This window comes from Thermococcus pacificus (assembly GCF_002214485.1).
GTDB classification, from domain to species: Archaea; Methanobacteriota_B; Thermococci; order Thermococcales; family Thermococcaceae; genus Thermococcus; species Thermococcus pacificus.
Genome location: NZ_CP015102.1, coordinates 1,138,792 through 1,151,095, shown reverse-complemented (window position 1 = coordinate 1,151,095; position 12,304 = coordinate 1,138,792). Strand labels below are relative to the sequence as shown.

At 55.5% G+C, this 12,304-nt stretch carries 15 protein-coding genes; 8 read left to right on the top strand and 7 right to left on the bottom strand.

The features are described 5' to 3' along the window. Positions 1-2 precede the first annotated feature (2 nt). Positions 3-452, top strand: coding sequence for a hydrogenase maturation protease (locus tag A3L08_RS06455; RefSeq protein ID WP_088854238.1), 450 nt, complete (start codon positions 3-5; stop codon positions 450-452). Between the two features lie 42 nt (positions 453-494). On the opposite strand, the gene A3L08_RS06450 is transcribed toward A3L08_RS06455, so the two are convergent. The 3 genes from A3L08_RS06450 to lonB all read right to left on the bottom strand — a co-directional run bounded on the left by A3L08_RS06450 (position 495) and on the right by lonB (position 4,591). Further along, positions 495-1,835 carry an SUF-like minimal system protein SmsB gene (locus tag A3L08_RS06450; RefSeq protein WP_088854237.1) on the bottom strand — a complete coding sequence of 447 codons (1,341 nt, stop codon included), beginning with the start codon at positions 1,833-1,835 and terminating at the stop codon, positions 495-497. After that, positions 1,832-2,572, bottom strand: coding sequence for a Fe-S cluster assembly ATPase SufC (gene sufC / locus A3L08_RS06445; protein ID WP_088854236.1), 741 nt, complete (start codon positions 2,570-2,572; stop codon positions 1,832-1,834). The genes A3L08_RS06450 and sufC overlap by 4 nt, the downstream gene beginning before the upstream one ends. Positions 2,573-2,686: 114 nt before the next feature. After that, the gene (gene lonB, locus A3L08_RS06440; protein WP_088854235.1) at positions 2,687-4,591 is read right to left on the bottom strand and encodes an ATP-dependent protease LonB; all 1,905 of its coding nucleotides are present in this window, start codon (positions 4,589-4,591) and stop codon (positions 2,687-2,689) included. 115 nt (positions 4,592-4,706) lie between these two features. Between lonB and A3L08_RS06435 the strand changes: the two genes are divergently transcribed. The 7 genes from A3L08_RS06435 (at position 4,707) to A3L08_RS06405 (ending at position 8,715) form a co-directional block, all read left to right on the top strand. Beyond that, positions 4,707-5,510: a DUF2666 family protein gene (locus tag A3L08_RS06435; protein ID WP_088854234.1), complete on the top strand. Its 804-nt coding sequence runs from the start codon at positions 4,707-4,709 to the stop codon at positions 5,508-5,510. Between the two features lie 224 nt (positions 5,511-5,734). After that, entirely contained in the window at positions 5,735-6,133 is a 399-nt protein-coding gene (locus A3L08_RS06430) for a RidA family protein (protein ID WP_232461785.1), read from the top strand. 45 nt (positions 6,134-6,178) lie between these two features. Next, a complete protein-coding gene (locus A3L08_RS06425; RefSeq protein ID WP_088854232.1) occupies positions 6,179-6,550 on the top strand; it encodes a Mov34/MPN/PAD-1 family protein in 372 nt (123 codons plus the stop codon). Positions 6,551-6,623: 73 nt separating this feature from the next. Beyond that, positions 6,624-7,001, top strand: a complete 378-nt coding sequence (locus A3L08_RS06420) for an ArsR/SmtB family transcription factor (RefSeq protein WP_088854231.1) — start codon at positions 6,624-6,626, stop codon at positions 6,999-7,001. Between the two features lie 3 nt (positions 7,002-7,004). Continuing rightward, positions 7,005-7,319: a MazG nucleotide pyrophosphohydrolase domain-containing protein gene (locus tag A3L08_RS06415; RefSeq protein ID WP_088854230.1), complete on the top strand. Its 315-nt coding sequence runs from the start codon at positions 7,005-7,007 to the stop codon at positions 7,317-7,319. Between the two features lie 156 nt (positions 7,320-7,475). Continuing rightward, entirely contained in the window at positions 7,476-7,925 is a 450-nt protein-coding gene (locus A3L08_RS06410; protein ID WP_088854229.1) for an Lrp/AsnC family transcriptional regulator, read from the top strand. Positions 7,926-8,001: 76 nt separating this feature from the next. Next, entirely contained in the window at positions 8,002-8,715 is a 714-nt protein-coding gene (locus tag A3L08_RS06405; protein WP_088854228.1) for a DUF92 domain-containing protein, read from the top strand. A gap of 140 nt (positions 8,716-8,855) precedes the next feature. Here the strand turns inward: A3L08_RS06405 and A3L08_RS06400 are convergent, their stop codons facing one another. From A3L08_RS06400 to A3L08_RS06385, 4 genes are all read right to left on the bottom strand, one after another. Further along, positions 8,856-9,908: an SPOUT family RNA methylase gene (locus tag A3L08_RS06400; protein WP_088854227.1), complete on the bottom strand. Its 1,053-nt coding sequence runs from the start codon at positions 9,906-9,908 to the stop codon at positions 8,856-8,858. 100 nt (positions 9,909-10,008) lie between these two features. Continuing rightward, on the bottom strand, positions 10,009-10,611 hold the full coding sequence (locus A3L08_RS06395) for a 30S ribosomal protein S3ae (RefSeq protein ID WP_088854226.1): 603 nt from the start codon (positions 10,609-10,611) through the stop codon (positions 10,009-10,011). 15 nt (positions 10,612-10,626) lie between these two features. Then, a complete protein-coding gene (locus A3L08_RS06390; protein WP_088854225.1) occupies positions 10,627-10,884 on the bottom strand; it encodes a KEOPS complex subunit Pcc1 in 258 nt (85 codons plus the stop codon). Further along, the gene (locus A3L08_RS06385) at positions 10,874-12,301 is read right to left on the bottom strand and encodes a DHHA1 domain-containing protein (RefSeq protein ID WP_088854224.1); all 1,428 of its coding nucleotides are present in this window, start codon (positions 12,299-12,301) and stop codon (positions 10,874-10,876) included. Before A3L08_RS06385 ends, A3L08_RS06390 begins: the two co-directional genes overlap by 11 nt. Between the last annotated feature and the right edge of the window lie 3 nt (positions 12,302-12,304).

Genomic DNA, 12,304 nt, shown 5'->3' with positions numbered 1-12,304 from the left:
GCTTGCGAACCTTAATCCTTGCGCTCGGAAACGAACTCATGAGGGACGACGGCGTTGGGCTTAAGGCAGGCAGGATTCTCGCGGAGAAGGGCTACAACGTCCTGGAGGTCGGCACCGATATATTCAGGCTCGCAAGCCACTACCATGGGGAAGATAGGATTATCATCATTGACGCGATTTTGAGCGATAAGCTAAAGCCAGGCGAGATAATCCACCTGCAGGGCGATGATGTATGTGAGAAGCTGAAGGCCGAGATAAGGAGCGCCCACTTCATGGGTGCGATAGACGGGCTCAAGCTCCTGATGGCGCTCGATGAAAGGCTCGCAAAGGTGGATATCCACTTCATCGGCGTTGTTGCAAAGGAGATAGACCTCGGTATGGAGCTGAGCGATGAGGTTGAGAATGCCCTCCCAAGGGTCGTTGAGCTCGTCGAAAGCCTATGTAAAAACTGAATTCTGGAATTAAAGAACTGAAGGATCAAAGGCAGGCGGGGTTCACATGCCCCCGCTTACTGCCAACTCGATTATCCTCCGTATTTCCACGAGGAACTCCATCGGGATGTCCTTGAGCATCGGTTCGAGGAAGCCCTTGACGATTAGCTGGGTCGCCTTCTCCTCTCTCAGGCCGCGGCTCATGAGGTAGAACAGTTCCTCCTCGCGTATCTTTCCGATGGCAGCTTCGTGGCTCAGCTCGGCATCGTCCACCCTGCTGACCAGCCCAGGGTATGTCTCCATCACTGCTTTGTCGCTCATTAACAGGGCATCACAGCTTATGTGCCCCTTGGTCTTCGGTGCCTCCGCCTTTATGACTCCGCGCGTTATGACCCTGCTTTCGTCCATTATAACAGCCTTGCTCGCGTTTATTCCTGCCGCTCCCGGTCCCTGGAGGTACATCTCACCGCCGAGGTCAACGTACCAGTCCTTCTGACCGAGGAGGATTCCGTTAAGTTCCACGTAGCCGTTCTCGTCCACCCAGTACTTCGGATTCGCCACGTTGCTCCTACCGCTTCCAAGGCCGACGGTGGTGTTTATAAAGCGCGCACCCTTGCCTATCCTCGCCCTCGTCATGGGCCTCGTGTGCACGTATTCAGGCCAGTTTTGCAAAACCGTCAGCTGGGCCCTTGCCCCATCGTGGAGGTAGGCCTCCGTCATGTCGAGGTGGAGGGAGTGCCTAACGAGTATCGGCGCGGTACAGCCCTCTATGAGGTGGAACTCGCTGTTTTTCTCGGCGATGATAATTATGTGCGGCGCCTGCGCCAGGGCGCTCTCCTGAATGAGGAAGAATAGGTGAAGCGGGAAGGGAACCTTTAATCCCTCTTTGACGTAGAGGAAGATCCCGCCGTTCCATACGGCAGTGTGGTAAGCTGTTAGCTTGCTCTCATCGGCGCGGAAGAGCTTTAGGAAGTGCTGCTTCACTATGTCTGGATACTTCCTCACCGCCTCCTCCGTCGGGAGGACTATGAGGCCCTTCTTCGCCCACTCCTGGAGGAACTGGTTGTAGATAACGCCGGTATCGGTCTGGACGGCTAAACCGGCGATGTACTTCTGCTCGACCTCACTTATGCCCAGTCTGTCGAGTAGCGCTTTCATCTCCGGTGGAAGGTCGTCAAGGCTCTCGACCTTCTCAGGGAGTCCCTCTATCTCGGGCTTGGCTATGAAGTGGAGGAGCTCCTCCTCGCTTATGACGGGATCCCTGTGGGGTGCCCTCTCAAAGGCTTCCAGAGCTTTGTAGCGAATCCTCGTCATCCACTCGGGTTCCCTGTTCCTCTTTGCGAGTTCTTCAATCTGGTTCTCGATTATGGCCTTGGCATCGCTCAGGGTTATCGTTTCCGTCATGCTCCCACCTCCTCAAAGAGCTTGGCGAATCCTTCTTTGTCAATCCTGTCGACGAGGTCACCGCTTCCGGTCTTGACGATCCTGCCGTCCTTCATGACGTGGACGGTGAGCTTCTCCCTGTCGAGATGGCCGAGAATCCTGCCGTAGTGGGTTATGAGGAGTATAGCGGTTCCCCTTTTGTGAAGCTCCTCTATCTTTCTGCTGATGATGCTGAGCGAGTCAACATCAACGCCGCTGTCCGGCTCATCCAGGATGAGCAGCTTAGGCTCGATGAGCAAAGCTTGAAGGAGCTCAAGCCTTTTTCTCTCGCCACCGGAGAAGCCGACGTTGACGTAGCGGTGTAAATCCTCCTCCTTGAACCAGAGCTCCTTGGCCTTCTCGACGATCAGGTTGTAGGCCTCAGCCGGGTCGATGCCCCTTAGCTCCACCAAAACCTGTTGAAGGAACTCGATTATCTTTACTCCCTCGACCTCGGGCGGGACCTGGAAAGCCAATAGAATTCCCTTTTTGGCCCTCTCATCAGGGCCGAGTTCGTGAATCTCCTCACCCCCGAAGGTTATCTTTCCATCAGTGACCTTGTACTTCGGGTGGCCTGCTATCGTTAGGGCGAGTGTTGACTTGCCGGAACCGTTAGGCCCCATAACCACGTGAAATTCTCCCGGATTCACGGACAGGTTAACGCCCTTCAGTATCCCCTTGTCCTCGACTGAAACGTGAAGGTTCTCAACTTTGAGCATTAGCTCACCTCCATGGGTAGCGTTGATGGGACGTTTTTTAAGCATTTCTGGACACGGATGTGAACTCGATGACTGGGAAAACTCAGTGAAGAAACCAAGAAGAATAGAAGAGCTTCAAATAGAAAGTGGAAGGGCCTCCCTTATGCGTTTGAGGAGCTCCCTCTTCTTTTCGTTGTCCTCTAGGGCTATCTCGAGCACCTGGTCGATGGTCTCGACCGGGAATATCTCTATCCTCTCCGCCTTGTCCTTGCTGAGGAAGACATCCTTCTCATTTGCCTTGGGGATTATAACGGTCTTTATGCCCGCCTCGATAGCGGCCTCTATCTTCGGCGTCGCACCGCCTATCGGGAGTACCTCGCCGAGAACGCTCAGCGAACCGGTCATGGCAACGTCCTGTCTTATCGGTATCCCCTCGAGGGCCGAGATGACCGCGGTGGCGACGCTTATGCTCGCCGAGTCACCTTCAACGCCCTCGTAGGTCTGGAGGAACTGAACGTGGATGTCGTAGCGGCTTATGTCCTCGCCCTTGTAGCGCTTGATTATCGCCGAGACGTTCTGCACTGCCTCCTTCGCTATCTCACCGAGTTTTCCTGTTACTATTATCTTGCCCTCTTCCTTGCTCGCCGCCGGGGCAACGACTGCTTCAATGGGCAACACTATACCGCTCTGCTCACCTATGACGGCGAGACCGTTGACACGCCCTACCTGGCTTCCTTCGGTCCTAATGACCTGGTATTCCTTCTTGTTCTCGATGTACCAGTCGGCGAGCTGCTTTTCGAGCGGCTTTGCCATTCTGATTGCCTCGAGGACGTCCTCGCGCTCAACGTACTTCTTGCCCTTTTTGACGGCTATGTCCCCAGCGGCCCTGACGATTCCGCCGAGGTCCCTGAGGCGGAGCGTGAGGTGGCCCTTTCTTCCGGCCCTCTTCTGTGCTTCCCTCACGATTTCCTCAACGGCGTCCCTCGTAAAGTGCGGTATCTTGCCGTCCCTAACTACCTCCTGGGCGACGAACTGAACGAGCTTCTTCCTGTTCTCGAGCGTGTCGGGCATGGTTGTTCTCATGTAGACCTCGTAACCGTAGCCCCTAATGCGGGAGCGCAAAGCCGGGTGCATCTTGTCTATCGTGTCGAGGTTTCCGGCCGCGACGAGTATGAAGTCGCACGGAACCGGCTCGGTTCTCACCATGGCACCGCTCGACATCTCGCTCTGGCCGGTTATCGGGAACTTTTTCTCCTGCATCGCTGTGAGCAGGCTCTGCTGCATCTTGAGGCTGAGCGTCGCTATCTCATCGATGAAGAGGACGCCCTTGTGGGCGCGGTGTATCATGCCGGGCTCAACGCGCTCGTGGGCCGGCGTCCCGAGGCCACCGCTCTGGAACGGGTCGTGCCTGACATCGCCGAGGAGCGCTCCGGCGTGTGCCCCGGTTGCGTCGATGAACGGTGCCTTGGTTCTGCCGCAGTTGTCGATGAGGAGCTTTGGGATCAGAACCGAGTTCCTGAAGCGCATGTTGGAGAGGGCCACCATGGTCATGATGACGACGAAGATGCCCAGGAGGATGGTCGTGGCACTGGGTTCCATGAAGATGGCCATCATCACCATGAACATGACAAAGAGCAGGATGTAGGACTTGATGTTCTCCTGCCCCTTTGCCTTCTCGCGATACCTCTCGACTATCCTTCTGCCCTGGCAGGCCGGGACTGTCTTTATCTTGGGCATGTTCTCGTCCTCGGGGTTGGGGAAGACGAGCACGTCCTCAAGGTTCTCCGTTGGAAGGAGTTCCGCCATTGCCTGACCGAGCATCGACTTGCCCGTTCCAGGCTCTCCGATGAGAAGAACATGTCTCTTCTGATTGGCCGCGGTCTTTATGACCTCTACAGCGTGCTCTTGGCCGATGACCTGGTCTATGAGCTTCTCGGGAACCTTTATCTCCTCTGTGGTGCTGAACTCAACGCCCAGCTCCAGGCTCTCACCGTATTCCTTGGGGGCCAGTGCCTCTCCAACCTTTTCTTCGTCCCCCATTTTGCTTCCCTCTTTCTTTCTCTAAGTCTGGATGCTCGAGGCGATTTATAACTTTTTTGAGGACGCCAAGAAAAAGCTAAAATAGTTCGTTAATCAATGGTTGGTGGTGGAAGCGATGAAGGTTGAGGATCAGATAGTGTTTACGGCCCATCACGGGAGCTGGAAGGTGGCTGACAGGCTCCTCGACATGGAGGACGAGAAGGTTGCCCACTTTATAGCCAGCGTCGCCAACACGGTGAACGCGAAGATACCGGAGTACCTTACGGAGGTCATGAACGTCGCGGGCATAATGAGCCTCGCGGAGGAACTCGCCAAGAAGAACCTCGCCGACGCTGTGGTGGCGCTTAAGTCTCCGGGAACCGCGAGGAAACTCGGTGGGCTCGTCTTTGAAGAGGATAAGAAGCTCAAGAAGCTCCTCACTGACGTTGCCAAGGCCGTCCTCGCCAGAGAGGTTCTCTCGAGGAAAGTTCCTGTGGATTACCCCGAAGGGCCCCTCACGGAAGTCAGGATAGTCTTCCCCTACAGCGAGGACCACGTCAACTTCACTGCTTTCCATCTCAGCGCGGAGCACGGCCCGTGGAGGGCAGTCAGGAGGCTCATAATCGACGACAAAACGCCGATGGCCGACGTGGCGAGGCTCCTCGCTAGCATAAACGAGAGCATCACGCTCAAGCTGCCGGTCTACGCGGGCATCGATGTTGATGGTATCGACACCTGGTTCGGCGAGTTCAAGAAGGTCACAAAGGCCGACATCCCCACAGTCGTCGAGAAGTACAGGCACTTCCCTGCCGAGAACTACGCGCCCGACCACTTTATCGAGCACGCAAGGGTCTACGCCCTGAGAAAGGCCCTTGAGAAGGTAGGTATTCCGTTCGACGTTCCGGCCAAGAGCCTTGAGAAGTACCTTGAGAAGAAGTGAAAAGGCCCTGACGAACGTGCATGAAGCTGGGATGATGAGGCCGAGGACACCCGAGGGGAACCGATGAGGACTCTTCGCTTCGCTGACCCATTTGCATAAGCAACATGGGCCGGACGGCAGGTTGGATGGGCTTTCTTTTCGTCCTTTACTTATTCCCGGCTGGAGTTCCTGCCAGCACCTCGAAAGATTTTTAATAACTTTTGGTATATTAATTGGTGGAGGTGATGGCAATGGTGAAGAAAACTGTGGTGTATACTGAGAACGCCCCCAAGCCGATAGGGCCGTACAGCCAGGCGATAGCCGTTCACAACCCAGATAGACTCATATTCGTCTCCGGCCAGATACCCATCGACCCCGAGACCGGCGAGATCGTCAAGGGTGACATCAGGGAGCAGGCTAGGCAGGCCATAGACAACCTCGTTGAGGTGCTCGAAGCCGCGGGAGCAACGGTGGACGACGTCGTCAAGGTTACAGTCTACCTATCGGACATGAACGACTACGCTGAGTTCAACGAAATCTACGAGGAGTACTTCGGGCACTCAAAGCCCGCTAGAGCTGTGGTTGAGGTCTCAAAGCTCCCCAAGGGAGTTAAAGTGGAGATAGAGGCCATAGCAGCCCTGTGATACTGCACCTGTCATTTTGTTTTTCAAAACGAGGAAGGTGAAAGCGTGGATGTTGTGAGAATAAGAAGGGAACTGCTGGAATATCTGCTTGAGCTTGCCCGCGATTTCTATCCGAACGAGTTCGCGGGATTCCTCAGGGAGAAGGACGGTGTGTTTGAGGAGATCCTCATAGCCCCAAACCCACACTTCGGAAGGAGCTCTGCGTTCTTTGACACATGGATGCTCCCCTACGACGAGAGCATAAAGGGAACCGTGCACTCGCACCCGGGTCCAAGTCCCCGGCCCTCCAGGGCCGACCTGCACTTCTTCTCTAAGTTCGGCGGTGTTCACCTGATAATTGCATACCCCTTCACGGAGGAGGACGTCAGGGCATACCTCAGCAACGGTGAGGAGGTTAGGATAGAGGTTGTGGAGTAGTGCGCCGGCAAAAATGACCGTTCATATGAAAATTCTTAAAAGGTGAAAGTTGATAGGGTCTTGGGTGTTGAGCATGAAGGTGAGGGACATCCTTGAAAAACTTGATGAGAAGCAGAAGAAAACCGTGATGCGGTGCAAGGAGACCTGCGGCATACCCTGCATTGACAAGGAGATCGATGCTGAGGTTGAGGAAGACATTGTAAAGTTCCTGAAGGCGGTATCGAATCCCCTGAGGCTCAAGATACTCAAGCTCCTCAAGGACAACTGGCTGTGCGTGTGTGTAATAGCCTCGGCCCTCGATCAGGACCAGACCCTCATCAGCCACCACCTCAGAACGCTCCGCTCCCTTGGCCTGATCGAGGTGCGGAAAGAGGGCAAGATGCGCTTCTATAGAACAAACAAGGAGGTACTCGAAAGGTATCTCCAGAGGGTCACCTCGGAGCTGGTGTGAGTTATGAACGAGCACCAGGCCAAAGTTGACGAGCTGGTGAAGGAGCTGGGGGGCTACTGGAAGCCGTTCGAGATGCTTGCCGCGCTGGTGGAAGAAGTCGGGGAGCTGGCGGACGAGCTTTTAAAGGTCGAGGGGGTAAAGGGGGAGAGAAGCCCTGAGCACCTGAAGGAAGAGCTTGGGGACGTGCTATTTGCCCTAACGTGCATCGCTAACTACTACGGGGTCGACATCCTGGAGGCACTGGCGGAAAGCGTGGAGAAGTACCGCATCAGAGACAAAAATAGATGGGAAGAACGACATCAGGTTGTCCAGAGATAACTTCCCCCAATTATGTCATTTAGTTCTGGAGTATGGCCAAGTTTTAAGGGGGCAGGGTCAATTGGTGTGACCGAATGGTTAGAGATAGTCCAAAATATAGAAACATTTTTATAACTCGTCACTCAACTTGGGTTAAGAAATAGTGGGGGTGACAGGATGGCGGATAAAATAACCAGTATCGATATCCGCATATTGAAGCTCCTCTCGAGGAACGCCAGGCTTACTTACAAAGAGCTCGCCGAGATTCTCGGCACCACAAGGCAGAGGATATCGAGGAGGATGGACCGCCTCGAAAGGAATGGAGTCATAAAGAAATACACGGTCATCCCGGACTACGACGCACTCGGCTACATACATGTGATACTCGGGATAACGGTCAAGCCCACAGTCAACATAGACGAAATCATTCATATACTGGTTGAGGACGAGAACGTCAAGGTCGTCCAGCGCGCGCTCGGCACCCATAACCTCGTCATTCATGTTGTCGGCCCCAAGGACATGAAGGAGCTCGAGAAGATGATAGCTGAGGTCACCAGGAAGATCCCGGAGATAGATAAGCTCGATATTACCTTCATCACGGACACAGTCAAGTTCGAGGTTCTTTGATTTCCTTTATCTCCTTCGTCAACCGCCGAGGGAAAGAATAATAAGCGAGCCTCTGGAGTTCTCCCAGGTGACAGGAATGCTCGAGAGGATTGCCTTGGAAGTGGCAGTGGTTGCAGGGCTTGGGCTCAGTGCATACCGTCTCAGGGCCCTCGACGCCAGGGGTGCGGTGGCCGCGGCGGTTCTTGGGCTCGCCGTCATAGAGCTTGGCGGCGTGTACCCGTTTCTGGCCATGCTGGTCTTTGTGGTAGCAGGAGTTCTGGCTACAAAGTACAGGTTCAGGGAGAAAGCGAGACTGGGTGTGGCGCAGGAGGGAAACGGGGTTAGGAGCTGGGGCAACGTCCTCGGAAACGGTCTTGCCGCGGTTATTTTCCTGATCTTTGAGTACATCTCCCAGAGGGATGTGTTCTGGGCGGCTACATTCGCGGCCATAGCCACGGCCAACGGCGACACGCTAGCGAGCGAGCTTGGAAAGGTTTTCGGGAAGACCCCGAGGCTTATAACCGACCTCAGACCCACCAGACCTGGCACCAATGGGGCAGTCTCCTGGGCGGGAGAGCTGTTTGCCATAATAGGGGCGCTGATGATAGCGCTCTTAGCGCTCCCCCTGACCTGCTACAAAACCCAGATGCTCCTTGCGGTTACGGCAGGCGGCTTCCTCGGAGCCAACATTGACAGCATCATCGGTGCGACCCTGGAGAACAGGGGGGTGACGGACAACAACTCCACGAACTTCCTAGCCTCTCTCCTCGGCGGCATAATAGGCGCCGGCCTCTTTTATCTGATTGTGTGATGTTCCACCCCGAAGATGATCCCTTATCCGGCGGATGATGACTACGGCGGATTCCCGAGCGGTGAGGACGACCTTAGGGTCTGACGCCGGCTCAAAACTCCAATCATAGAACTGAAAATTAAAACTGAAGAGGCCAAAAATCACTCCTTCTCCCTGCTCCTCAAATACTCTTCATAGACTTCCCAGAGCGAGACCAGTGCCGCTGGAATGCCGTGTTCCGTTGCGAACGTCATATATGGAGCCAGGTCAACCACGTAGTCCGCGAACCGGAAGAGGCCGCGCGGGATGCCCTCCCGTGAACCAACGAAGACTATGATTTCCTTCGCGTGGAACATGTCCCTCGCGAGGTTATCCTTAACCTCGGCCAGCGTCGGCCCCTTGGGGTCTGTGATTATGAGCAGCCTCTTGGCCCTCCTCTTGTCGCGGACGACCTGGTAGAGGTCCCATACTGAAACCGGAACCTTCTCGACCTTCCAGGGGTAGGCCTCCCTCTGAATCTGGTGCCTGCTCTCCTGGCCGATCTTCACGCCCTTTATGAACTCCGCCAGTTCAAAGGCGTCCATTTTCTCCTTTGGTGCTATGATGAGCTCCTTGACCTCAAAGGCCTGTGCGGCCCTGCCTATCTTCTCGCCGAAGGAACGGCAGGCTTTATAGTCGCCCCAGTAGGGCATCTGGACTACAGTGAGCTTGCGGAAGAGCTCCCTGGCGTCTATCTTGTCGGGGGTAAACTTTCTGAACTCTTCACCTGGAACGACGGAGATGTAAGCTTTATCGCCGATTATCTCGACCTGAACCACCTTGTCCGGCCAGCTGAGGTTCACATCCGCACCGGTGAGCTCCTGAACCTTAGCGCCTAGGCTTCTGTTGACGTCGAGGCTCGAAAAGCCGTGCTTTCCACGCCTCTTGGTTTTCACGGCAAAGGTCTCGTTCTCACCTATGAACGGGGCAACATTCTCAGCGGCGTTTACTATCTCCTCAATCTCCGCCGGAACCTCGACCAGAACGGGGATAACACGCTCCACCTCGGGGATCTCAAGGATTTTCTCAACAGCGTTTTCATCGTCGCTCTCAACTATCACGAGTCCGTAGTAGCCCAGCGGCGATGCCTGAACCTTCGAATTGGGGAGAGCCTCCCTGATGTAGTTAGCGGCGACTCCTTCCATTCCCCTCTGCGTTTTCACGATGAACTTCATGACCGCACCTCCGGTAGGAAATTGGTGGGGGCTTTAAAAGCCTGCCGAGAAGAGGAGTTTAATAAAACTGTCGGGAGAGAATAGGGGAATTGAGAGGCCATCAGGCCTCCGGCTCGGCGAGGACCTTGATCTTCCTGATCTCGGCCCTCTTGATCGGGTATATCCTGCGGGCTTCCTTGGCGATCTCAGCCGCCATCTTGCCGCTGACGGCCTCGAGGACGAAGTCCTTGAAGTTCAGTTCGCTAGCCTTCTTGTAGATGATCTCCCTGATTATCTCGCGGATGGCCCTCTCCTGGCTGGTCTGTATCCTTCTGTAGGCGATGACCATGCCCATGACGCGGAGCTTGTAGCCATCCTTGGTGGTGACGTTGAATATGCCATCGACCCTCGTCGTCCTCCTCCTGACGAGTGAGCGGATGTAGCTTCTCGCGAGGTTGTGGCCCTTGAACTTGGTGTAGGCGTTCTGGCCCTTGACGTCGTAGATCTGGAAGTAGAGCTTGACCTGGCCCTTGGTGAAGTCGCCGGTGAGGTCCTTGAGGGTGGTCTCGATGACCCTTCCTATGACCTTCTCCGGCTCGTCAGCGGGGGTGAGTCCTATCTCCTTGCTCCCGAAGAAGTCCGGAGCGTAAACGATGTACCACTCCTTGCTCTTCCACTTATCCTTGGTAGCGGCAGCCCTCTTTCTCGGATTACCTTTCGCCATCTTAACACCTCCAGTTCACACGTTCAACGCTTCTTCAGCGATTTTGACCGCAAACACCAAATCGTCCAGCGCTTTGATGAGTGTTTCAATCTCACCCGAGTATTTAACCTTTGTTATGACGTCCCCATCTTCCGATAGGGACACCACATTTAAACTTTTCTTAAGGCCCGGCGGAATGCCCTCGTTGTCAACCTGTACTGCCCCGGCTATTGCCTCAGCTTTCACCGGGTCACCGTAGTGCCAGACTATCTCCGCCCTGGCCTCAATCCTCACTGCCTTCCCTCCCAACCTGCTTTGCCAGAGCCTCGTTGAAGAGCCGGATAAACTCGTCTATCCTGCCCTTCGGGAAGCGGATCCCGGCCGCTATGGCGTGTCCGCCGCCCTCCCCGCCGAGCTTTTCAGCGACCTCCTTAAGGGCCTCCCCAAGGTGGTAGCCTTTGGCGAGGGCCTTCTCGGTGGTCCTTGCGGAGCCTTTGACGAGGTTCTCGTCCTCCTCACTGTCCGCTATAACCACAACGGGCTTCTCGGGGTCGGCGAGGCCGGCGTTTATCGCTATGTTTGCCGCTATGCCCACGAGCGTATCGCGGATGTTCTTGCCGGCGTAGAAGACGTATGCGTGCTCACCTTCATCGGCCATGCTCCAGTTCTGGACTATGAACTTCCTGGCCTCGATCTGCTCCCTCTTGTAGTCGTCGAGCATCTTTTTAGCTTTCTTGTAGGCATCCTCGTCGCCGAGGCAGATTGCAACGCCGAGCGTCCCGGCGTTCAGTCTCCCGGTGGCGTTGAGGAGCGTGGCGAACTCCCTTGCCTCGTGCCTCGGGTCGCCCTCTGGGTATAGCGGGCTCACCACAACGTCGCCGATGAGCCTGTCAATGGCTTCCTTCGGGGCGCCGTGTTTTATGAGGTGAATGACGAGGGCGTCATGGAGCTTCCGCTTCTCCTCCTCGCGAAGCTGCCAGTAGTGAACGTCGGGATCGAAGCCTTTAGAGCGTAACCACTCTATGGCATTCCTCTCATCGCCTGTTATGCCTGGAAGTTCGGGGTTGGTGGAATAAGCCAACATCTGCCGGAGCGGCCTGCTCTCCCTGCCAAAAAGGCGAAGCTCCTTCCTGACCTCGAGTATTCCCAGTTCCTTGCCGTCCTCGATGATGTCAAGGTTCATGCCGTGGAAGGTGCCGTCGATCTCCTGCATGTCCCCGACGGAACCAACGAGAGCGATGTAAGCTAAATCCCTGTTCTTCTCGTTCATTTCCTTGGCAACGAAGTAGGCAACGCCCGAGCCGCTCAGATCGCGGACGCTGTTTGCCCCAAAGGGAACGGGATTGACGAGGACGTGGGAGTCGTTCGAAAAGCTCTCCTTCTCCGGCGGGTGGTGGTCGGCAACCACAACCGTTGCAAAGTCGAGGTGCTTCTCTATGAGCTCCATCGAGCCGCTTCCGAGGTCGCTGAAGACGTAGATCTCTCTCCGTTCCTCCGCGAGTTCCCTGATGAGGTCTTCACTGACCTGCTTGACGATGCTGAGCTGAAAAGTGCCGCCTTCCCTGGCGACGGCTTTGGCGAGAATGGCTCCGGCGGTGATGCCGTCCGCGTCGCGGTGGGAGATGAGCCTTATGGTGTGCCCTAACTCGATGTGCATCTTGATAAGCTCGGCGCCCTCCCTGGCCCGCTCCAAGAAGGCTCCCTTATCCACGGG